At 70.1% G+C, this 22,014-nt stretch carries 20 protein-coding genes and 1 pseudogene; 11 read left to right on the forward strand and 10 right to left on the reverse strand.

Annotation, left to right across the window (positions count from 1 at the left end; all coding sequences use genetic code 11):
- Positions 1–130 precede the first annotated feature (130 nt).
- The gene (locus K1T34_RS44640; protein ID WP_220240670.1) at positions 131–532 is read right to left on the reverse strand and encodes a hypothetical protein; all 402 of its coding nucleotides are present in this window, start codon (positions 530–532) and stop codon (positions 131–133) included.
- 137 nt (positions 533–669) lie between these two features.
- On the opposite strand from K1T34_RS44640, the gene K1T34_RS44645 reads away from it, so the two are divergent.
- From K1T34_RS44645 to K1T34_RS54960, 3 genes are all read left to right on the forward strand, one after another.
- Positions 670–1,341: a bifunctional 2-polyprenyl-6-hydroxyphenol methylase/3-demethylubiquinol 3-O-methyltransferase UbiG gene (locus K1T34_RS44645; RefSeq protein ID WP_220240671.1), complete on the forward strand. Its 672-nt coding sequence runs from the start codon at positions 670–672 to the stop codon at positions 1,339–1,341.
- 1 nt (position 1,342) lies between these two features.
- Positions 1,343–1,681, forward strand: coding sequence for a hypothetical protein (locus tag K1T34_RS44650; protein ID WP_220240672.1), 339 nt, complete (start codon positions 1,343–1,345; stop codon positions 1,679–1,681).
- 183 nt (positions 1,682–1,864) lie between these two features.
- Positions 1,865–2,368 carry a Tn3 family transposase gene (locus tag K1T34_RS54960; RefSeq protein ID WP_370643540.1) on the forward strand — a complete coding sequence of 168 codons (504 nt, stop codon included), beginning with the start codon at positions 1,865–1,867 and terminating at the stop codon, positions 2,366–2,368.
- A gap of 24 nt (positions 2,369–2,392) precedes the next feature.
- Here K1T34_RS54960 and K1T34_RS44660 read toward each other — a convergent pair whose 3' ends face one another.
- Positions 2,393–2,956 (reverse strand): TetR/AcrR family transcriptional regulator, encoded by a 564-nt coding sequence (locus tag K1T34_RS44660; protein WP_220240673.1) that lies wholly within the window; start codon positions 2,954–2,956, stop codon positions 2,393–2,395.
- A gap of 125 nt (positions 2,957–3,081) precedes the next feature.
- Here K1T34_RS44660 and K1T34_RS44665 point away from each other — a divergent pair, with 125 nt between their 5' ends.
- Positions 3,082–4,557: an MFS transporter gene (locus K1T34_RS44665; RefSeq protein WP_255638021.1), complete on the forward strand. Its 1,476-nt coding sequence runs from the start codon at positions 3,082–3,084 to the stop codon at positions 4,555–4,557.
- 320 nt (positions 4,558–4,877) lie between these two features.
- Here K1T34_RS44665 and K1T34_RS44670 read toward each other — a convergent pair whose 3' ends face one another.
- On the reverse strand, positions 4,878–5,825 hold the full coding sequence (locus K1T34_RS44670) for a LysR family transcriptional regulator (protein WP_220240675.1): 948 nt from the start codon (positions 5,823–5,825) through the stop codon (positions 4,878–4,880).
- 132 nt (positions 5,826–5,957) lie between these two features.
- On the opposite strand from K1T34_RS44670, the gene K1T34_RS44675 reads away from it, so the two are divergent.
- Both K1T34_RS44675 and K1T34_RS44680 read left to right on the forward strand, forming a co-directional pair.
- The gene (locus K1T34_RS44675; protein ID WP_220240676.1) at positions 5,958–7,235 is read left to right on the forward strand and encodes an MFS transporter; all 1,278 of its coding nucleotides are present in this window, start codon (positions 5,958–5,960) and stop codon (positions 7,233–7,235) included.
- Positions 7,232–8,052 (forward strand): annotated as a pseudogene (locus K1T34_RS44680) (ISL3 family transposase); the annotation flags it as partial. The gene K1T34_RS44675 and the pseudogene K1T34_RS44680, both read left to right, overlap by 4 nt.
- Before the next feature lie 72 nt (positions 8,053–8,124).
- On the opposite strand, the gene K1T34_RS44685 reads toward K1T34_RS44680, so the two are convergent.
- Both K1T34_RS44685 and K1T34_RS44690 read right to left on the reverse strand, forming a co-directional pair.
- Complete coding sequence (locus tag K1T34_RS44685; RefSeq protein WP_220240677.1) at positions 8,125–9,423, reverse strand: M20/M25/M40 family metallo-hydrolase; 1,299 nt, start codon at positions 9,421–9,423, stop codon at positions 8,125–8,127.
- Complete coding sequence (locus K1T34_RS44690; RefSeq protein WP_220240678.1) at positions 9,416–10,243, reverse strand: M55 family metallopeptidase; 828 nt, start codon at positions 10,241–10,243, stop codon at positions 9,416–9,418. Before K1T34_RS44690 ends, K1T34_RS44685 begins: the two co-directional genes overlap by 8 nt.
- 238 nt (positions 10,244–10,481) lie before the next feature.
- On the opposite strand from K1T34_RS44690, the gene K1T34_RS44695 reads away from it, so the two are divergent.
- The 5 genes from K1T34_RS44695 (at position 10,482) to mptB (ending at position 17,589) form a co-directional block, all read left to right on the forward strand.
- A complete protein-coding gene (locus K1T34_RS44695; RefSeq protein ID WP_255638847.1) occupies positions 10,482–12,248 on the forward strand; it encodes an ABC transporter substrate-binding protein in 1,767 nt (588 codons plus the stop codon).
- A gap of 6 nt (positions 12,249–12,254) precedes the next feature.
- The gene (locus K1T34_RS44700) at positions 12,255–13,286 is read left to right on the forward strand and encodes an ABC transporter permease (RefSeq protein ID WP_220240680.1); all 1,032 of its coding nucleotides are present in this window, start codon (positions 12,255–12,257) and stop codon (positions 13,284–13,286) included.
- The gene (locus K1T34_RS44705) at positions 13,283–14,197 is read left to right on the forward strand and encodes an ABC transporter permease (protein WP_220240681.1); all 915 of its coding nucleotides are present in this window, start codon (positions 13,283–13,285) and stop codon (positions 14,195–14,197) included. The genes K1T34_RS44700 and K1T34_RS44705 overlap by 4 nt, the downstream gene beginning before the upstream one ends.
- Positions 14,194–15,846 carry an ABC transporter ATP-binding protein gene (nikE, locus tag K1T34_RS44710; protein ID WP_220240682.1) on the forward strand — a complete coding sequence of 551 codons (1,653 nt, stop codon included), beginning with the start codon at positions 14,194–14,196 and terminating at the stop codon, positions 15,844–15,846. The genes K1T34_RS44705 and nikE overlap by 4 nt, the downstream gene beginning before the upstream one ends.
- A gap of 159 nt (positions 15,847–16,005) precedes the next feature.
- Complete coding sequence (gene mptB / locus K1T34_RS44715; RefSeq protein WP_220240683.1) at positions 16,006–17,589, forward strand: polyprenol phosphomannose-dependent alpha 1,6 mannosyltransferase MptB; 1,584 nt, start codon at positions 16,006–16,008, stop codon at positions 17,587–17,589.
- On the opposite strand, the gene K1T34_RS44720 is transcribed toward mptB, so the two are convergent.
- The 5 genes from K1T34_RS44720 to K1T34_RS44740 form a co-directional block, all read right to left on the reverse strand.
- Entirely contained in the window at positions 17,586–18,173 is a 588-nt protein-coding gene (locus tag K1T34_RS44720) for a hypothetical protein (RefSeq protein ID WP_220240684.1), read from the reverse strand. The genes mptB and K1T34_RS44720 overlap by 4 nt on opposite strands.
- A 215-nt stretch (positions 18,174–18,388) precedes the next feature.
- Positions 18,389–18,670 (reverse strand): hypothetical protein, encoded by a 282-nt coding sequence (locus K1T34_RS44725; protein ID WP_220240685.1) that lies wholly within the window; start codon positions 18,668–18,670, stop codon positions 18,389–18,391.
- Between the two features lie 44 nt (positions 18,671–18,714).
- Positions 18,715–19,128: a TIGR03668 family PPOX class F420-dependent oxidoreductase gene (locus K1T34_RS44730; RefSeq protein WP_220240686.1), complete on the reverse strand. Its 414-nt coding sequence runs from the start codon at positions 19,126–19,128 to the stop codon at positions 18,715–18,717.
- A 2-nt stretch (positions 19,129–19,130) separates the two neighbouring features.
- On the reverse strand, positions 19,131–20,030 hold the full coding sequence (locus K1T34_RS44735) for an LD-carboxypeptidase (protein WP_220240687.1): 900 nt from the start codon (positions 20,028–20,030) through the stop codon (positions 19,131–19,133).
- A complete protein-coding gene (locus K1T34_RS44740; protein WP_220240688.1) occupies positions 20,027–21,958 on the reverse strand; it encodes a prolyl oligopeptidase family serine peptidase in 1,932 nt (643 codons plus the stop codon). The genes K1T34_RS44735 and K1T34_RS44740 overlap by 4 nt, the downstream gene beginning before the upstream one ends.
- Between the last annotated feature and the right edge of the window lie 56 nt (positions 21,959–22,014).

A 22,014-nucleotide genomic window follows, 5' to 3' on the forward strand; every position in this document is an offset into this window, starting at 1 on the left:
AACCCTCCCGGCGGCGGCGCTACGGAAGGGAAACCCGTGTGTGACATCGATGTCAAGATCCGGTGGGCAAACCTGACCGGAAACGGACAACGCCGGACGTACCCGCTGGCGCATCCGGTCGCCGGACGCATCAGAACCCGCGGAACACCCCGTCCTCGTCCGCCGCCGACGTGAACTCCTCCCAATCCATGTTGGCCAGCGAGATGTTGTTCTCGATCGAGTACAGGTGCTCCGCGACCACCCGCAGCCGCCCGCTCACGCGCGGGCTCACCCGGACCACCAGCAACGGCAGCTCCGCCGACGCGAGCGCCGTCCGGTCCGCCAGCACCAGCAGCGCCCACTCCGGCGCCAGCGCGACCAACTGGTCCGCGGTCGCGTCGCGGTACGCCGGGTCGTCGACCACGTGCAGGTCCGGCAGGAAATCCTCTTCGATCGGGGTCGTCACGGCGGTGCGGACCGCGTCCCAACCCGCCGGATCGGCGAAGTCCGTACGGATCAGCAGGCTGGTCTGGAGGTCGGGCAGTCGGTTCATGGCGATCAGTGAACCGCAGCCGCACAGTCGGGCCGTCACCGGATTCGCGCCGGATTCACACCAGGGAGCCTTGCGCGGCCGGGTGGCGCATCCGGAAATCCCGCACACCGGATGGCCGCCGCCGGTATAAGGGGAAGATGCCCCCTGAAGCCATCGACCAGGCGGCGGCCGACGACGCCGCGCGCCGCCGCGCCGAGACCGCGCTGGCCTCCGGCGACCCGACGGGATGGTTCGAACCCCTCTACGCCGCGGCCGAAGCGGGGCAGGCCGTCGTGCCGTGGTACCGCGGCGAACCGGGTCCCGAACTCGCGGCCTGGGCGGCGGCGAACCCCGGCCAGGGCCGCAGCGCGCTCGTCGTCGGGTGCGGCATGGGCGACGACGCGGAACTGCTCGCCGAGGCCGGCTACGCGACCTCGGCGTTCGACGTCTCGCCCAGCGCGATCAAGGCCGTGCTGAACCGCTTCCCCGACACGCGCGTCTCCTACCGCACCGCCGACCTGCTCGACCCGCCCGCCGAATGGCACCACGCCTTCGACGTCGTCGTCGAGATCCTCACCGTGCAGTCCATGCCGAAGTCCGTGCGCGACGCGGCGATCGCCTCCGTGGCCGGCTTCCTCGCCCCCGGCGGCACGCTCGTCGTCGGCGCGTTCGCCGAGGAGAGCATCGACCTCGCGACCTGGTCCGGACCACCCTGGCCGCTCAACCGCGCCGAGCTCGACTCCTTCGCCCGCGACGGCGTCCAAGCCACCACCGTCGACCGCGTCCGCGACGGCAGCCGCTGGTGGGCCCAGTTCACCCGGACGGCCTGACGTGAACCCGATCCTCGAACGCTGGTTCACCGAGCACCTCCCGGACCTGCCGCCGACCGAGGTGCTCACCGCGCTGCTCATGGCCGCCCAGCTCGGCCACGCGGCCCCCGACGACGTGCTCGACGCCTGGGGCCGCGAAGTCGTCACCAGCCGCCGGATCGTCGACCAGTCCGAACCCGAGTTCATCAACCAGGCCCGCCGGCGCGGCTGGTCCTGGGAACGCATCGCCGAACGCCTAGGCCTCCCGAGCGCCGAAGCCGCCGAACAGCGCCAAGCCGCGCTCGAAGCGGAACTCGACCGCACGCACCCGCAGAACCTGCCGGGCGCCTGGCGCGCCTAGCGCTACGGACGGCCACCGCGCACGAACAGTCTCCGTAGGTCGGGGCGGCACTAAAACGTGCCCGCGCTCTTCCGGCGGTTCCCCGGCCTGCGCACGACCGTGCCGATGGACGACGGCCTCGGGGAACATCGGTACAGCGGTTAACGCTAAGCCGGTGATCATGGCTTCTAGCACAGGTAGCGGGTGCTGCTGCCCGGGGTGTCGGTGCTGGCCCGGCAGGTGTCGGAGGCCCGCGCGGTCGCCGAGCACCTGCTGCGCGTGGTCGACCCCGTGGACGACACCTACCGGAGGCAGATGAACCGGCAGCTGACCGTGCAGGAGTCCCGCCACAAACTGGCCCGGGACGTGTGCCACGGCAAGCGCGGCACCATCCACCAGGCGTACCGGGACGGCATGGAGGACCAGCTCGGCGCGCTCGGCTTGGTCCTCAACGCCATCGTGCTGTGGACGACGAAGTACATCGGCGCGGCCGGTGCCCAGCTGAAGGCCGGGGCCACGAGATTCGCGAGGAGGACATCGCCCGGCTCTCCCCGCTCAAGCACCGCAAGAGGCGGATGGTTAGCCGGCGGGTACCAGAGCTGCGTCGCATTGCTCGACGGCCGAGGCCGCACCACACAGGACGTACGTCTGCGCCGCCTCGGCTTGCCGCACGCAGGCGCGGCCGGCAGTTCTCGTCGTACTCCTTGACTTCGCTGCCAGAGCCGGGCTTCGTCATGCCGTCGTCCGGTGCAGGCCGTCGAGGATGGTCTCGAAGAGGGGGCGTAGGTAGTCGGGGGTTTCATTAACCTTGGCGGTGGCGACGATCAAGTCGAAGACCTGCTCCAGCGTGAGGTCGTCGCGGATCTGCCCGGCTTCCTGGGCAGCGGCCAGCAGGGGACGGCCCGCCTCTATGGCGCGGGCGCGGTGGCTGGTGATGCCGTCCCGGTCGGTGTGCTCCAGCAGCTCGGAGATGATGAGCCGCTTGTGCGGTATGAATGCGATCTGCAGGCGCAGCCAGGCGATGAGGGCTGACGCGGGGGTCTGGCCGGGCTCGATCGTGGCCGCAGCGCAGATCTGGTCGACTTCGTCGGCGTAGAGCGCTTCGAGGAGTTCCTGCCGGCCGGGGAAGTTGCGGTACAGGGTGGCCATACCGACTCCGGCGCGGCGGGCGATCTCCGCCATGGAGATGTCGGGGGCAGGGTCGGCGAATGCCTCTCGGGCCGCGTCGAGGATCTTGTCGCGATTGCGCTCTGCGGCTGCGCGCCGCTTCGGGAACGCTGCCTTGCCTGCCTCCATGAACTCCTCCACGCGTGCTCAGGCGCGCCCACTGGTCAAGGCCCGCACTTCTCAAGTGGACAGCCTATCCGGTATCGCTCTATCTTTGACGGACAGGCTATCCGGAAACTTCGAGGAGCACAGCCATGCCCAGCCGATCACACCTCTCCCCAAGCGCCGGCGCATCCGCGCCGTCAGAGACAGACCCCTCACACGGGGTGGCCAAGCGCGGTGTCGGACTCGCGGCCGTCGCGGCCGTCGCATGCGTGGCGCAGTTCATGGTGGTGCTGGACTCCTCCATCGTGAACGTGGCCCTGCCGAGCATGAAGTCGGGCCTGGGCCTGTCGCCCTCTGCCCAGCAGTGGGTGGTCAACGGCTACCTGGTCGCCTTCGGCGGTCTGCTGCTGTTCGCTGCGCGCGCCAGCGACCTGTTCGGGCGCCGCCGCGTCTTTCAGGTCGGACTGGTCGTTTTCTCGCTGGCGTCCCTGGCCGGCGGGCTGGCGCAGGACGGCTGGATGCTGCTGGCGGCCCGGTTGGTGCAAGGAGCTGGGGCGGCGGCGCTGGCACCGTCCAGCCTCAGCCTGATCACGGCCAGTCACACCGAGCCCTCCCAGCGCACCCGGGCCATGACGTGGTGGGGTGTTGCCGCCTCCAGTGCCGGGGCCGCGGGCATCGTCGTCGGTGGGCTGCTGGCGTCGGTGAGCTGGCGGTGGGTGATGCTGGTCAACGTGCCGATCGGCATCGGCCTGTTGATCGCCAGCCTGATGTGCCTGGCACCGACCGAGACCGGACAGCGGCGCTCTCGCATCGATCTTCCCGGCGCGATCACCGTGACACTGTCGGCCGCGGCACTCGTCTACGGCGTCTCGGCTGCACCCGACGCGGGCTGGGGATCGGCCCGCGTGGTCGTCTCCCTGGTGGCCGGCGTGCTCCTGCTCGCGGCGTTCGTGGCCATCGAACGCCGCAGCAGTGACCCGCTGATCCCGCTAGGGATCTTCTCCCTCGCCAACGTGCGCATGGGCAACGTCCTTACGCTGTGCATGGGCGCCGTCATCACCGCGCCGCTGTTCTTCCTCTCGCTGTATCTGCAGCAGGTCCTGGGCCAGAGCGCCGTGCGCACCGGACTGGCCCTCCTGCCGATGGTCGCGGTCATCAGCATCGGAGTTCTGCTGTCCCAGAAGCTGATCCCCATCGTTGGCGCGCGCCGCCTGGTGGTGATCGGCGGCATCATCGTCGCCGCAGGACTGACCTGGGTGGGGCAGCTGCCCGTCCACTCCGACTACGTCGCCCACGTGCTGCTGCCCACCGTGGTCGTCGGTGCGGGCACCAGCCTGACGATGATGCCTGCGATCGTCGCATCGACCAGCGGCATCGACCCGCGTAACGCCGGCGTCGCCTCCGGGCTGATCAACATGTGCCGCCAGCTCGGCGCCGCCCTCGGCCTGGCCGTCCTGGTCACCATCTCCACCACCGTCACCAGCCATAGCACCAGCAGCGGCAACACGGCCGTCGTGGACGGCTACCGCATCGCCTTCTACGCCCTCGCCGTCCTCGGCCTCGTCACCGCCGCCCTGGCCCTGCGGCTCAAGCCCGCCCAGGACACCGCAGCCGACGCCGACTGAGCCGGACCGCCACCCGATTGAGCCGGTCCCCCCAGACCAAGCAGGGTCACGCCTGAACTGTCCGCTCACACCAGAAGGAAGCGCAGCGGTTAGCGGTAAGGACAACCTTGCCCTGCCTGTCGTCAAACGATTGTTTGACGACAGGCAGTCGGCGCGTCCAATGAACCCGTGCAATCCGGGGGTTCGAGGCGGCGCGAATCCAATCAGATCCGATGGTGATTGCTGACAGGGTTTGACGGCTCATCACAGATGAGGGTGGACTGGGAACTTTGACACGGCGACGGCGTCGCAGCTGCTCACCAAAGTTGCAGCAGCTCTGACTAGTGGCCGTGGCGCGCCCAGGACGGGTGCCATCTGTCGCTGCCTTGTCGGCCGGCGAAGTCGGCTTCGAGGAAGGCGAGCAGCTCGGCCAGATCGGGCTGCCGGTTGTCGGTACGCCAGATGACCCAAAGCGGGAAGACCGGTGTGGGGTCGACGATCGGGATGCGTCGAAGGTCGTAGTGCGCGGGCCAGAGATAGCGGGAGCCTTCGCCGACGAGGTTCGCGAGTGTCGCCGACTCGGCGATCTCGGTCATCAGCACCTCGGCCCCGAACGCAGGGCCCAGGACGTCGATGGTGATCCCGAAAGTGGCGGCGAGCTCGGCGTAGTAGGCCGCGACTTCGTCCCCGCTGGGCAGCCCCGGCATCCAGATCGGGTGATCGGCGAGCTGGCGTGGGGTCACTGAGGGGGCATCGGCAAGCGGGTGCTTCGGGCCGACCAGTAGCTCGTGGCGGTCCTCGATGACCAGGGCGCTGGAGAGTCCCGTGCCTGAGAGTTGCCTCTTCGGGTCGGTCAGGCCGCGGAAGGTGGCGTCGACGGTGCCGCTCGCGACCGCCGCGAGCGCCGCCTCGAGGTTGAGGTCGGCCAATGCGACGACGTTCAGGTCGAGCCCGCGGCGTTGCTGATAGAAGGCATGAAGGAGGGTGGCCGGTGCCGTCCGCCGGTTCCGTACGTCGACTCGGAGCGCTCGGCGTCCGGGCATCACCGATGCGATAGCGCGATCCTCGGCCTGGAGCAGCTCGCGGGCGTGCGGCAGGAACGCCTGGCCGTCGACCGTCAGCGTGGCGCCGCGAGGCCCGCGGGCGAAGAGAACCACGCCGAGCTCGCGCTCGAGGGCACCGATGCGCTTCGAGACAGCCTGCTGAGTGACGCCCAGCTCGTCGGCCGCGCTCTGGAACTGTCCTTCCGAAGCGACCTGGAGGAAGGTCCGCACCGCGTCGAGATCCACACACTCACCCTAGTGACACAACGGGGAGTTGTGGCGCGCCGCCAGATCGGTTGTTACCTCCCGCTTCGCCACTGGGGATTGCATATCCCGAGCAGTACGGACGGTTGTGGATACACGAGATGGAGGAACGACGTGGCACGCAGGAAGCTCGGGCGGCAGTTCGGATGGCTGTGGGCCGCGTACGTGGTCAGTGCCTACGGCTCCGGTCTCGGGTTCGGCGCCTTCGGCCTGATCGCCATCAGCGTCCTGCACTCCAGCCCCGCCAGCGTTTCCGCGCTCTCGTCGGCAAGCCTCATCGTCGGTGCCCTCGTCGCTATCCCGACCGGGCCCTGGATCGAAACCCGACGCAAGCGGACCGTCATGATCACGATGGACCTGCTGCGCTTCGCCGCGATGGCGACCATTCCGCTGGCCTACTGGCTCGGCTGGCTGACCTACGTGCAGCTGTTGCTCGTCGCGATCGTGGTTGCCGCTGCCAAGATCGGGTTCGCCACCGCCAGCGGCGCCTACCTGAAGTCGGTCGTGGCCCGCGACGACCTCCTGGCGGCCAACAGCCGCTTCGAATCCACATGGTGGAGCTCGATCGCGATTGGCCCGCCGCTGGGCGGCGCCGCGATCGGGCTGTTCGGCTACACCACTACCGTTGTCGCCGACGGCCTGAGCTACCTGCTCTCAGCGCTCGGCATCACCGCCATCGGCGGCCGCGAGCCGACTCCCATGAAGGATGCGGCGAAGAAGGTCACCCTGCGGGATCTGCCGGACAGTTGGCGGTACCTGCTCAGCCACCCGCAGCTGCGTCCAGTATTCCTGAACCGCCTCGCCGTAGGCGGCCTCATCATGGCGCAGGAACCGCTGGTCGCGGTGCTCATGCTGCGTGACCTCCACTTCGCGCCGTGGCAGTACGGACTCGCCTTCGCCGTACCGTGCATCGGCGGATTCGTCGGCTCGCGCCTTGCCGGTCCAACAGTCGCCAAGTACGGCGAGCACAAGGTCATGTGGCTCGCGGCCATCGGCGCGGTCCTATGGCCGATTGGACTGGCGTTCATTCCCACCGGCATCGCCGGACTGCTGCTGGTCATGGTCATCGAGTTCGGTGTCATCATGCCGATGAGCCTGTTCAACCCGGTGGTCGCGACCTTCCGGCTCAAGCACATCGAGCACGTGCGACTCTCACGGACGCTGTCGGCGTGGCAGATCAGCAGCAGCCTCGCTACGGCCTTCCTCACGCTCGCGTGGGGCGTCCTGGCAGCGCTGACGTCGACGAGGATCGCGATCGGGTTGGCCGGCCTTGTGCTGCTTGCCACGCCGCTGCTCCTGCTCCGGGCCGCGACATCGCGCGACAGCGCCCCTGCGCGCACCGGGCCACCTGGCGAGCGCCAAACGAGGCCGCTCATCACTGAGGAGATGTGACCGCCCGCCATACGGCGGCGGGTTTCGCGTGCCCTGACCTGACCACGTTCTGCCGACTCGACGAGCTCGGTCTCGAAGCCATAGGACAGCGTCTCGAGTTAGACCGCGCGGTGATCACGTGCCGGGTCGTCAAGTCCGATCAGTGGTGCCGTCGCTGCGGCGGTGAAGGCGTCCCGCGTGACAGTGTCGTCCGTCGGTTGGCGCACGAACCGCGGGGCTGGCGCGCGACGATGCTGGAGATCATCGTGCGTCGCTACAGATGCACCGACTGCAAGCACGTCTGGCGTCAGGACACCACGCTGGCGGCCGAGCCGCGAGCGAAGTTGTCGCGCCGCGGGCTGCGGTGGGCGCTGGAAGCGATCGTGGTCCAGTACCTGACCGTCGCCCGGGTCGCCGAAGGCCTCGGGGTCGCGTGGAACTCCGCCAACGACGCCGTCCTGGCCGAAGGCAAGCGGCTGCTGATCGATGACGAGCGCCGGTTCGACGGCGTCACCGCGATCGGGATTGATGAGCACGTATGGCGTCACACCCGCCGTGGCGACAAGTACGTCACGGTGATCATCGACCTCACCGGGATCCGTGACGGCACCGGACCTGCACGGCTGCTCGACATGGTCGAGGGCCGCTCCAAGCAGGCGTTCAAAACCTGGCTCTCCCAGCGCCCCGAGGCATGGCGCGACGCCGTGGAGGTCGTTGCGATGGACGGGTCACCGGCTTCAAGACCGCCACTACCGAGGAGCTTCCCGACGCAGTCGCGGTGAGGGACCCCTTCCATGTGATCCGCCTGGCGGGCGACGCGCTCGACCGCTGTCGCCGCCTTCCGCGACCACGCGATTGCCCACAACCCGCTTCGCCTGCCGGTCAACAGAACCCCCCGGGACAAGGGCGCCTAACAGGACTCCAGGAACCGCTTCAGCACCCGCGTCCCGAACCGGAGCCCGTCGACCGGCACGCGTTCGTCGACGCCGTGCGCCATCGCGCGGTACGGGAACCCCTCGGGCAGCGACAGGGGAGCGAAGCCGTAACACGCCATGCCCAGTTTGGAGAACGCCTTCGCGTCGGTGCCGCCGCCCATGCAGTACGGCACCACCACGGCGTCGGGATCCTCGCCGCGCAGCGCGGCGGCCATGGCGTCGAACCAGGGCGAGTCCACCGGCGCCTGCACGGGCGGCTGGTGCGCTACGAACTCCCGCGTCACCCCGGGACCCAGCAGCGAGTCGAGGACCTCGAACAGCTCGTCCTCCGCGTCCGGCAGCACCCGCACGTCCACCTGGGCCGTCGCGGTCGACGGGATCACGTTCACCTTGTAGCCGGCGGACAGCATCGTCGGCGTGGTGCTGTTGCGGACCGTCGGCAGCACCAGCGAACCCGCCGGACCGAGCCGCGCCACCGTCGCGTCTACCGCGTCACCCGAAGAAAGGTCCACGGGCACGCCCAAAGCCGTACCGGCGCGGTCCAGGAACGCCCGCACGGTCGGGGTCAGCCGCACCGGCCAGCGATGCCCGGCGATCCGGTGCAACGCGTCGGCGAGCATGGTCACGGCGTTCTCGTCGTTGGGGCGCGAACCGTGCCCGGCCCGGCCGCGCGCGGTCAGCTTGATGTGCGCGGTGCCGCGCTCAGCCGTCCCGACCGGGTACAGCCGCACGGTGCGCCCGTCGGCCGCCGGCACGTGGTAGCTGTAGCCACCCGACTCGCTGATCGCCGCGACGCAGCCCTCGAACAGCTCCGGGTGCCGCTCGACCAGCCAATGCGCCCCGAAGTCGCCCTTGTCCTCCTCGTCCGCCACGAACGCCAGCACCAGATCCCGGCGCGGCCGCAGCCCCGACGCGACGGCGGACAGCACCATCGCGCAGAAGTCCTTCATGTCCACCGCGCCCCGGCCCCACAAGAACCCGTCGCGCACCTCACCGGAAAACGGCGCCACCGACCAGTCCGCCGCGTCCGCCGGCACCACGTCCAGATGCCCCTGCACCAGCAGCGCCGGCAACGCCGGATCGGCACCCGGGATCCGCGCGATCACGTTCGCCCGTCGCGGCGCCGACTCCACGATCTTCGCCGAAACCCCGTGCCGCCCCAGGAATTCGGCGACGTATTCCGCCGCCTCCCGCTCGCCCTCGGAGTCCCCGCCACCGCGGTTGGTGGTGTCGAACCGGATCAAGTCCGCGCAGAGCTCTACGACGTCAGCCATAGATACCCTGCACCGCCCCCGCCGCGATGGCCGTGACCACCTTGAACGCCTTCATCGCCTCGGTCATGCTCGGCGCGTCGAACCCCACGCGGCGCGTGCCAATCTGCTCCACCGTCGGGATCACCGCCGTCGCCTGCGCCAGGTGGCTCGCGTCGAACTCCACCTCGATCCGGTGCCGCCCCGGCAACCGCTCCACCCGCCCGGCCCGCACGCACGAGTCCAGCGCCGCCGTCCTCAGCAGCTCCGCGGTGCGCACCGGCGGCAGGCAGATCGCCGCGTACCGGCTCACGCATTCCTTCACCGGCACCAGCTCCGCCTCGGGAGCGTAGTCACGGGCGTCTTCGCACGCCTGGTCGTCACCGCTGACCAGCAGCACCGGCACGCCGTACTCCGCGGCCAGCGCCGCGTTGAGCCGGCCCTCGCTCGCGGGCACGTCGTCCAGCCACACCCCGGTGATCTGGTTCTCCAGGTAGGTGTGCGACAGCACCCCGTCGAACCCCGCGCCCGCGTGGTAACCGAGGAACACCACACCGTCCACACCGGAATCGATGCCCTGCATCATCGACAACGGCTTGTGGCGCCCCGTGAGCATCCGCGCCCGCGGATCCAGCTCCTCCAGCAACAGGTTCCGCTGCGACGAATGCGCCTCGTTCACGAGGACGTCGGACGCACCGGCATCGAACAACCCCGCCAGCACCGCGTTGACGTCACCGGTGAACAACCGCCGGAACCGCTGCCAGGGCTCGGTGCCGGGCACGACGTCGTCGGTCCACGTGACGCCCGTGGCGCCTTCCATGTCCGCCGAGACCATGATCCGCATGCGGGCACTCTAGTCATCCTACGTCCGGCCCGCGGCGGAACACCCGAGGTCACCCACGGTGACCCCGCTTCGCACATAACGATCGGACCCGCACAGTTGTCGGAACATATTGCGCCCTTCCCTCGGTATGTGGTTACTTTTCGAATCTGGGGCTAGACGATGGGGTGGTCTTCAAGTGCGGATCAAGCACGTTCGGCGCGGGGTGAACCGCGTCATCGCGGTTCTGGCCGCGGGAACCATGGCGATTTTGCCGCTGGCGGGCACCGCCGCGGCGCAGCAGCCGGCGCAGCCGAAAGTGCTGCGGGTGGCGCTCACGACCGGGATCGATCACCTGAACCCGTTCACGGCGTCGCTCGCGGCGTCGACGCAGGTCGGCCGGTTCATCTACGAGTTCCTCACCATCCCGAGCGCGGACAAGGCCGAAGCCTCGCCCGCGCTCGCGGAGTCGTGGACGACCTCGCCCGACAAGCTCACCTGGACGTTCAAGATCCGCCAGGGCGTGAAGTGGTCCGACGGGCAGCCGGTCACGGCCAAGGATGCGGCGTTCACCTTCCAGCGCATGCTCGACGACGAGACCGCGCGCACCGCGAACGGCAACTACGTCGCCAACTTCCAGAGCGTCGCCGCGCCGGACGACACGACGCTGGTGATCAAGACGAAGGCCGTGCAGGCCACCATGGACCTGCTCGACGTGCCGATCGTGCCCGAGCACATCTGGGCGCCGATCAAGGACCTCAACGACCCGAAGACCGATGACCTGTCCGTGGTCGGCGTGAGCGACGGCCCGTACCAGCTCACCGAGTACAAGCAGAACGAGTACGTGAAGTTCAAGGCCAACACGTCCTACTGGCGCGGCGCGCCCAAGGTCGACGAGCTGCAGCTGCTCGTGTTCAAGGACGTCGAGGCCGCCGTCAACGCCCTCAAGCAGGGCGAGGTCGACGTGATCAACCGGCTCACCCCGACCCAGTTCGACGCCCTCGCGGGCCAGCCGAACATCGCCACCAACAAGGCACCCGGGCGCCGCTACAACGAGATCAACATCAACTTCGGCGTCGAAGACGTGAACAACAAGCCCATCGGCAACGGCAACCCCGTGCTGAAGGACCTCCGCCTGCGACAGGCCATCGCCCAGAGCATCGACACCAAGACCATCGTGGACAAGGTTATGGGGGGCTACGGCCAGCTCGGCGGAGGCGTCATCCCGCCGATCTACTCCGCCTACCACTGGGATCCCGCACCGACTGAGGCCCGCAAGTTCGACCTTGCCGCCGCCAACGCGGCGCTGGACCAGGCCGGCTACACCAAGGGCCCGGACGGCGTCCGGATCGCCCCGGGTGGCGCGCGCCTCGAGCTGCGCCTCACCGGCCACGCCAACCGTGCGTTCGACCAGCGCACCGCGCAGTACGTCACGGGCTGGCTGCAGCAGATCGGCATCTCGGTCAAGCAGGAGCTCGTCTCCGACGAAGAGCTCAACGACCGCACCACCGCCGGCAACTACGACCTCGTGATCTCCGGCTACGCCACCAACCCCGACCCGGACTACGCGCTCGCGCTGCACACCTGCGCCTCGCGGCCCAACGCCGAGGGCAAGGGCGCCACCACCGACACCTTCTTCTGCGACCCGACCTACGACGGGTTCTACAAGCAGCAGCTCACCGACACCGACCCGGCCACCCGCGCCGGCTACGTCAAGCAGGCCCAGGCGCGCCTCTACAGCCAGGCCGTGAACGTCGTCCTCGACTACGACAACGCGCTCGAGGCCTACCGCTCCGACAAGTTCTCCGGCTTCCAGACCCAGCCGCAGCCCCAGGGCTCGATCCTGGAGCAGACCGGCTACTGGGGCGTCTACGGCGCCGTCCCCGCCGGCACGGAGAACACCGCCGCCGAGAGCGGCGGCTCGAACACCGTGCTGTGGATCGTGCTCGGCGCGGTCGTGGTCGTGGTGCTCGTCGGCGGCGGCGTCCTGCTCGGCCGGCGCGGCAAAGCCGCGGACGACCGGGAGTAAATCCTCTTGACGCAGGCATTTTCCCCTTCGGACCCGGCTTCGCTGCTCGTCGACCCCGACGAGCAGCGAAGCGGCACCGGGACCCTCCGCTTCGTCCTGACCAAGGTCGCCGAAGCCGTCGCCAGCATCCTGCTCGTGATCGTGCTGGGCTTCCTGCTGTTCCGGCTCCTGCCGGGCGACCCGGTGGCGTTCATGGTCCGCGAACGCCCCACCGACCCCGCCCAGATCGCCGAACTGCGCGACCGCCTCGGCATCGACAAGCCCATGCTCACGCAGTTCTGGGACTACTTCACCGGCCTGTTCCGCGGCGACTTCGGCGAGTCCTACATCGAACGCCGGCCCGTGCTCGACATGATCGGCGAACGCCTCTGGCCCACCGTGCTGCTCGTCGGCAGCGCCACCGTGCTGGCCGTCGCGATCGGCTTGTGGCTCGGCATCCGCGCCGCGTGGAAGCGAAACAGCTTCTTCGACCGCGCCCAGACCGGCATCGCCCTGACGTTGTGGTCGGTCCCGCAATTCTGGCTCGGCCTGATCCTGCTCGTCGCCACCGGCGGCCTGTTCCCCAGCCGCGGCATGCACTCACCCGACGCGGCACCCGGCTTCCTCCCGCAGACGCTCGACGTGCTGCACCACCTGATCCTGCCGTGCGTGACCCTGCTAGTGGTCTTCTACGCGCAGTACATGCTGGTGATGCGCTCGTCGTTGCTGGGGGAGATGAACGCCGACTACCTCACCACCGCCCGCGCCAAAGGCCTGCGCGAGGACCTCGTGCGCCGCCGCCACGCCGTGCCCAACGCGCTGCTGCCCACCGTGACGCTGGTGTTCATGCAGTTCGGCATGGTCGTCTCCGGCGCCGTCACCGTCGAGGCCGTGTTCTCCTGGCCCGGTCTCGGGCAGCTCACCTACGACGCGATCCACGGGCCCGACCTCCCGGTGCTGCAAGGCGTGCTCGTCGTGCTGGCGAGCGCCGTGGTCCTGATGAACCTGTTCGCGGAACTGCTCTACCGCGTACTCGACCCGAGGGTGCGCACCGCATGACCACCTCCGCCCCGACCGAGACCTCGCGCGCCATCACCTGGCGCCGTCGGCGCGCGGCGGTCGCGCGCACTTGGCGCGACTTCGCCACCCAGAAGGGTGCGTTGATCGGTTTCTGCCTGCTCGCCGTGACCGTCGTCGTCGCGATCCTGCTACCCCTGATCAGCGACTCCGACGGTCTCGACGTCACCAAGGCCACCGGCCGTCCCCTCAGCCCACCGGACGGGCAGTTCTGGCTCGGCACCGACATCGACGGCCGCTCCGTGCTGCTCATGACGATCTGGGGCACCCGGCTCTCGCTGCTCGTCGGATTCTCCGCCACCGTGCTGAGCGTGCTGATCGGTGCGATCGTCGGCATCGCCGCCGCGCACTTCGGCGGCTGGTTCTCGGCGATCCTGCTGCGATTCACCGACTTCTTCCTCGTGCTGCCCTCGCTGATCCTCGCGATCGCGCTCTCGGCGGTGCTGCCGCAGAGCCCGCGCACGATCATCCTCGCCATCGGCCTCACCGCCTGGCCCAGCACCGCCCGGCTCGTGCGCGCCCAGACCCTCACCATCGAGAGCCGCCCCTACATCGAGCGCGCCCGTGCTCTCGGCGGCGGCCACCTCCACGTCATCGGCCGGCACGTGCTGCCCGGCGTGCTGCCGCTCGTGCTCGCCAACACCACCCTGGTCGTCGGCAACGCCGTGATCGCCGACGCGACCCTAGCGTTCCTCGGCGTCGGCGACCCGAACGCCATCTCCTGGGGCGCGATGCTCCAGACCGCCCTCTCCACCGGCGCCGTCACCCGCGGAGCCTGGTGGAACCTGCTGCCGCCGGGCATCGCGATCGTGCTCGTCGTGCTGTTTTTCACCCTGGTCGGGCGCGGGCTGGAGACGGTGCTGAACCCGAGGCTCAAAGGACAACACCAGTGACCGCCCTGCTCGAACTCAAGAACCTCGGCGTCACCTACCGCACCGGCGGCGGCGACATCTCCGCCGTCCGCGGCGTCGACCTGCGTCTCGAAGCGGGCGGCACGCTCGGCGTGGCGGGGGAGTCCGGCTCGGGCAAGTCCACCGTCGCCATGAGTGTCCTGCGGCTGCTCCCGCGCAGCGCCAACGTGACCGGTGAAATCCTGCTCGACGGCGAAGACGTGAGCACCATGCGCTGGGGCCGGTTGCGCACCGTGCGCTGGGCCGAGGCGTCGGTGGTGTTCCAGGGCGCCATGCACGCGCTCAACCCCGTGCGCCGCGTCGGCGAGCAGATCGCCGAACCCCTGCGCCTGCACCCACCCGAGACCGGCGCGCTCAGCGAGACCCAGGTGAAAGCCCGCGTCGCCGAGCTGCTCGAACAGGTGGACCTGCCGACCTCGCGCGCCGGCGCCTACCCGCACGAGCTGTCCGGCGGGCAGAAGCAGCGCGTGATGATCGCGATGGCCCTGGCCTGCTCACCCCGCCTGGTGATCGCCGACGAGCCCACCACCGCGCTCGACGTGATCGTGCAGGCCCAGGTGCTGGCGCTGCTGTCGAAGCTCGTGGCCGAACAGGACATCGGGCTCGTCATGATCAGCCACGACCTGTCCGTGCTCGCCGCCACCTGCGACCGCATCGCCGTGATGTACGACGGGCAGCTCGTCGAAGAACGCCCCAGCGCCGAGCTCATGGCCGACCCGCACCACGAACACAGCCGCGCGCTCGCCGCCGCGTTCCCCACCGTCGGCGACCCCGTGTCCCGCTTCGCCCCGGCCACCAGCACCCCGCTGCCCCCCGAACCCGAACACCGCGCCGGGCCCGACGACACGCCGCCGCTCGAAGCCGAGAACCTCCACGTGAGCTTCCGCGACCGCACCGGCAAGCGCATCCACGCCGTCAACGGCGTCGACCTCACCGTGCGCCGCGACGAGATCGTGGCCTTGGTCGGCCAGTCCGGCTCCGGCAAGACCACGCTCGCGCGCACACTGCTCGGCCTGCAGAAAGCCGACTCCGGCGCGGTCCGCCACGACGGCAAACCCATCCCCGCCGGGGGTGCCGCGCTGCGCGCGTACCGGCGCAAGGTCCAGCTCGTGCTGCAGGACCCCACCAGCGCGCTCAACCCGGCCCACACCGTCTACGAAGCCGTCGCGGAAGGCCCGCGCATCCACGGCCTGCCCGCCGAACGCGAGACCGTGCTCAAGGCCCTGGAGGCGGCGGAGCTGCGGCCCCCGGAGAAGTTCCTCGACCGCCTGCCCCACGAGCTCTCCGGCGGCCAGCGCCAGCGCGTGGTCATCGCCGGTGCCCTCGCGCTCGAACCCGCCGTGCTCGTGGCCGACGAACCCGTCGCCTCGCTCGACGCGTCCGTGCGCGGCGAGATCCTCGCGCTGCTGCTGCGGCTGCGGCGCGAGCTCGGCCTCGCCGGGCTCGTGATCACTCACGACCTGGGCCTGGCCTGGAACATCGCCGACCGCGTCGCCGTGATGTACCGGGGCGAGCTCGTCGAAACGGGCACCGTCGAACAGGTCCTGCTCGACCCCCGGCACGAGTACACGCGCTCCCTGCTCGCCGCCCTGCCCGGCGGCACGGCCCAGCGCGCGACCAGCGGCAGCTGAGCGTTCCGGACAGCTTCCGGAAAAACCGACGTTCACCACCCACGGGCGGAAGATTCACCCGGACCGCACGCCGGCCATCCGAACAGGTGCGCGAAATGGCATCGGTGCGGGAGCCCGTGCGGTGAGGCGAAGATTCACCCGGTAATCTCCTGGATCGAAATGGCGACCACCACCGACTCCGCGCAGCCGTCCGCGATCAGCGCCCCGGACGCGCGATTCCTCACGCCCTCGCGGTTCCCATACCGCACGATCGCGATGGGCACCATCGGGACCACGCTGCTCATGCTCGCCGCGCTCGGCGCCGGCGGGATCCTGATCCGCGACCCCGTCCTCGGCCACGGGCCCCTCTCGTGGATCCGCTACGGCCACGGCCGCGCGCTCGCCAACGCACTGCTCTACCTCGGCTTCGCGCTCGTCGTCTGGGCCTGGGTCCGCCTCGGCCGCTACGTGCTCGCCGGCCGCATCGGCAGCAAACCGATCCTCATCGCCGCGCTGTGCTGGATGGCGCCCCTGCTGGTGTCGCCGCCGCTGTTCACCCGCGACGTCTTCTCCTACCTCGGCCAGGGCGCGCAGCTGCTCTACGGGCTCGACCCGTACGCCAACGGCCCCGCCGAGCTCGACGTGCTCCCCAACGTGGTGCAGAACGTCCACCCGCTGTGGCAGACCACGCCCGCCCCGTATGGGCCGCTGTTCCTGCTGATCTCCAAGGGCATCGTGTCCATCACGCAGGACAACATGATCGCCGGCGTGATCCTCACCCGCGTCGTGCTGCTCGTCGGCCTCGGCATGACCCTGTGGGCGCTGCCGCGGCTCGTGAAGCACCTCGGCGGCAAGCTGCCCGTGGCGCTGTGGCTCGCGGTCGCCAGCCCGATGATGGTCATCCACCTCTTCGGCGGCCCGCACAACGACCTCATGATGCTCGGGTTCCTCACCACCGGCGTCCTCGCCGCGCTCGAACGCAAGTACATCGTCGCCGTCGTGCTCGTCACCATCGGCATGCTGATCAAACCGACCGCCGCCGTCGCGCTGCCCTTCCTCGTGTGGATGTGGGCCGCGAACATGACCGGCGAGTCGAAGGTCAAGAACTTCTTCAAGGCCGGCGCCGCGTCCGTCGGGCTTTTCCTGCCCGTGTTCGTCGCCGGCACGTGGCTCTCACTGGGCTCGCTCAACCTCGGCTGGTGGTCGGGCCTCGCGGCGCCCCAGCTCATCGCCAACTGGCTCAACTTCCCGACCGGCATCGGCGAAGCCGTGTACAACCTCGTGCACCTCGTCGCCAACGTCCAGGCCTCGCCGTTCGTCACCGTCGCCCGCGCGATCGCCATGCTCGGCCTCGCCGCCTTCGGCATCCGCCAATGGTGGCTCGCCCGCGAAGGCGGCGCCAAGGCCGTCTACCGCGCCGCGATCACCCTGCTGGCCGTCGCGATCCTCATGCCGCCCACCCTGCCGTGGTACCTCACATGGGGCTTCGTGCTGATTTCCGCGTTCCCCTGGGGACGCCGCAACCTCTCCGCCGTGGTCGCCGTCTCGGTCTTCGTGACCCTCGTGTACTACCCGACCGGCGAGCAGGCCCTGTACGACTGGTGGTTCATCGCGATCGTCGTGGTGGTGAGCCTCTACGCGGCCGCGTCGCTGCTGCGCCCGGACCCGCTGGGCCTCATCGCGGCGTGGCGGCGACCGCGGGAAGAGAAGTTCCTCCCCGCAGCTCCTGCCGCTCCTGCTGCTTCCCCTGCTTCCCAGGACTAAGACCGCGCGAGCGCCTCGGCGAACACCGGGGCGACTTTCTTCAACACGGACTGGCCCGCCTTGTCGACCCAGTCGATGTTCTTGAACACGAGCGCCTCGGCACGATCACCCTTGCCCAGCACCAGCACGCAGATCCGCACCCCGATGGGTTCGGTCGGCGCCGCGCAGAACCCGTACTGCGCATCCGCCACCTTCGGCGCCGTGAACTCGCTGACCGACGCGAAATCAAGGTGCTGCACCGTCACGTGGCCACAGGCGAGCGCCTTTTTCACGCCATCCACGACCTGAGCACCGGTGTAACCGTCGTACTCGGCCACGAGCTGCGCGATCTCCCCGCTGCGATCGCTCGAATGCGCCTGGGCGCCCAGCTTGGCTTTCGCGTCCCACGGCTGCGCCGCACCGCAGGCATTCACCAGCCGCAGCGGCGTGGTCTCGCCGATGATGTACTCGACTGGCTGCACGTACTCGTCCTGCCCGACCTTCGCCAGTTCGTCGTCGGTCGGCAGCAGCCGCTCCAAGGTCGGCGGATGCACCACCGGCGAAGGCGGCGCACTGCTCGACACGGGCGGCGCCTTCGGCATCACGCTGGGCGGCGCCGTCGCCGCGCCGGACGAACACCCCGCGACCAGGACCGCGAGACCGGACACCACCGCCGTTTTCCACAAAATCCGTCTGTGCACGCACCAAGATCGTCGATCACCCGGTGATCGTTACCGGTCCTTCGTGAAGGCCCCGGCGAACATCGGCAGCGTGGTCAGCAGGCTCTTCTTCGCCTTGCCGGGTTTCAATCCCTCGTCGTTCACTTCGCTGGATTGGAGGGCCTCTGCCGATCGCCGTGCGCGAGGAACAGAAAGCACTTGCGAGCATCGGGCGCGTCGGTGGCGGCGCCGCAGAACCCGTACTGCGCGTCGACCCCAGGGAGAGCGGGGGCGGAGAAGGTTTCGTCCACCTTGAAATCCTCCACGGCCTTGTCCCACGACTCCATCGCCACGTTCTTGCACGCGACGATGAGCTTCTTCGGGTACGCGACGCTGATGATCGACTGGGCCGGCGTCTCCAGCGCGAACCCGGTCGGCAGCAAGATCGTCGATCACCCGGCGATCGTCAGCCGCCGTCGTCACACCGTTATGCGAAGGACCAGCCGTGCCACGAACGGACGGTCGTGAGGATCACGGCGTGCTCCGGCGGGCGCTCGGCGTACTGCGGGTACTTCGCCACCAGCCACGACACCGGCTCGGCCCGCGCGGCCGGATCCAGCACGCGCGCGACGCCGTCCGCCCGCGCCCACCACAGCTGGGACCAGTCGTCGGAGTAGGCGTCGACCAGGAAGGACACCGACGGGTTCTCCGCGATGTTCGCCAGGCGTCGCAACGAGGTCGTCGACTTCGGTTTGTGGTCCACGGCGAAGGCGATCTCGTCGCCGGACACCGCGAAGGTCACCGGTACCAGGTGCGGGACGCCGGCAGCCGAGACGGTCGCCAGGCGGGCCACCCGAGCGGCGGCAAATCTGGTGCGAGCCTCAAAACCGGAAAGCCGCATGATCAGGCCAGCGCGGGGGAGTCGAGAGTCAGCGTGCCCAGCTCCGTGTCCAGCGAAGCCCGCGCGCCCAGCGGCAAGGTCGGCGACGACGCCACGTGGCCGAACCCGAAGTCGCCCAGCACGGGGATCCCCAAAGGCGTCAAGCGGTCCAGCACCAGCGACCGGATCTCGGCCGGGTCGCCGCACGCGGCCCACGAACCCAGCACCACGCCCCGCGCCCCGGCGAACCAGCCCGAGCGCAGCAGCTGCGTCAGCATCCGGTCGATCCGGTAGACGCTCTCGGTCACGTCCTCCAGCAGCACGATCCCGTCCTCGGCCGACCCCCGCTCGGCCGTGCCGAGCCCAGCCGCGAGCAGCGACAGGTTCCCGCCCACCAGCACCCCCGACGCGCGGCCCGGCACGAGCACGTCCGCCTCCGGTGCCCGCAGCACACGCGTGCGCTCCGGTTCGAACAGCGTGCGGCGCAGGTGCTCGGCCGCGGTCTCGTCGAACAAGACCGAAGCGGGCATCGGCGAGAACAGCGTGTCCAGGTCCAGGTGCGTGGCCACGGCGCGGTGCAGCGCCGTCACGTCGGACGAGCCCGCCAGCACCTTCGGGCCGGCAGCCCGCAACGCCGCCCAGTCGATCAGGTCGAGCATCCGCTGCGAGCCGTACCCGCCGCGGGCCGCGAGTACGCACGAGACCTCCGGGTCGAGCCACGCGGCCGTGAACTCCGCGGCCCGCACCTGGTCCGGCGCCGACAGGTAGCCCGACGTCGAGCCGTGCACCGCCTCGCCGACCCGCACCTTCACGCCCCAGCCGCGCAGCACCGGGAGCGCCGCGTCGAGCAGGTCCGGCGCCACGGGACCGGACGGCGCCACCAGCGCCACCGTGTCCCCGGGCGCCAGCCGCGGTGGTCTCATCGGGACAGCTCCAGCTTCGCCACGTCCGGCGTCGCGAACCCGAACACCTGGCCGTAGAACGACAGCTCGGCCTCCAGCGCCGTCACGATCGTCTCCGCCCGCCGGAACCCGTGCTGCTCACCCGGGAACCGCAGGTAGGCGTGGCCGACGCCGCTGCCGGCCAGCCCGGCGACGAACCGGTCCGCCTGTTCCGGCGGGCAGATCTGGTCCTCCAGCCCCTGCAGGAACAGCACCGGCCCCGCCAGCGAACCCGCGTGCGTGATCGGCGAGCGCTCCCGGTAGCGCTGCTCGGTCTCCGGGTACGGCCCGACCAGTCCCACCAGGTACTGCGACTCGAAGTCGTGCGTCTCGCCGCCCGCTCCCGTCCACGTGGCGAGGTCCAGGATCGGGAACTTCACCGTCGCCGCCGCGTACGTGCGGGTCATCGTGATCGACGCCGCCGACGTGAACCCGCCCGCACTGCCGCCCCGGATCCCCAGCCGCGCGCCGTCGGCGGCGCCCTCGGCCACGAGCGCCTCGGCCACCGCCACGCAATCGCCGACGTCCACCACACCCCACTGCTCGCGCAGCCGCTCCCGGAACGCCCGCCCGTAGCCGGTCGAGCCGCCGTAGTTCACGGCCACCACGCCGATGCCGCGGCTGGTGAAGTACGCGATCGTCAGGTCCAGCGCCGCGTCGCTGCGCCCGGTCGGCCCGCCGTGCACGTGGACCAGGAACGGCGGCCGCTCACCCTCGGGACCGGTGAAGTCCGGGTTCCGCGGCCCGAACACGAATGCCGGGATCCGCGAACCGTCCGCCGCGGCGAACACGCGCTCCTGCGGCACCGGCAGGTAGTCCGACGACGGCAGGTCGGCCGGCTGCGGCGTCAGCGCCGTCCACGTACCCGCCTCGAGATCCACCCGCACCACGGCGCTCTCGCGATCCGCGCCCCCGGCGATCCCCGCGACACCACCCGGCACCGTGGCCAGCCCCGACGTCGACCACACGCTCAGCTCCGGCACCACCGGCGTCACCGAACCGGCGTGCTCGTCGAGCACCGCCAACCCGTCCTCCGTGAGGACGGCGTGCCGCCCGCCGCCGAGCGGGGCGAACCAGCTCGCGCCGAGCTTCCACATCGCACCGCCGATCTCCTGCTCCACCGGTGCGAGGTTCACCACCGACCCGTCGAGCCCGACGCGGTGCAGGTTCCACCAGCCGTCCGGGTCCAGCAGCGCCAGCAGCCGGTCCGGCGTCTCCCACTCCAGCTGGCAGACCGCCACGTCAGTGCCACCGGCCAGCACGCGGGCCTCACCGAACACCCCGTCGCCGTCCACGGGCGCGACGAACAGCTCCGTGCCGTCCCACGGCATCGCCGGGTGGTCCCACGCGAGCCACGCCGCGTGCGCGCCGTCGGGCGAGAGCTGCGGCGCCGTGAAAAAGCGGTGCCCCTCCACGAGCACCCGCTCGGCACCGCCCGCGAGGGGGATGGCCACGAGCTCGCGGGAAATGTCCGTGCGGCGCGGCCCGGTGCTGCGCTCGCGCACCGCCCACACTTCGCCGGCGCGGCCTGCGCGGAGATCGCTGTAGCGCACGCCCTGCGACTCGGCCGGCTCCGGCGTCAGCGGCGTCACCTCACCGGCGACGGACGCGTACACCCGCTGATCGGCCCAATGGGTGAAAACCACGACGGCACCGATCGCGACCCACGGGCGGCCGCCGTACTCGTGCACCCGGTTGCGGACGTTCCACGGCGCGGGCACCACGTCCTCGACCCCGCCACCCGGCACCGCGCGCACGAGCGCCACGCGGCCACCTTCGGCCGGTCGGGCCTCGGCCCACCACAGTTCGTCACCCACGGTCGCCGGCCACTGTGCGCCACCTCCCGCGGCCGCCACGTCCGCCGCCGAAACGGGTGAGGTCCAGGTTCCGTATGCAGAGATCTGTGGCACCCGGAAAGCCTAACGGCGATCCGCTGCGTGTCCGCACCCGCACGCACCGCACCGAA

Source organism: Amycolatopsis sp. DSM 110486 (assembly GCF_019468465.1).
Classification (GTDB): domain Bacteria; phylum Actinomycetota; class Actinomycetes; order Mycobacteriales; family Pseudonocardiaceae; genus Amycolatopsis.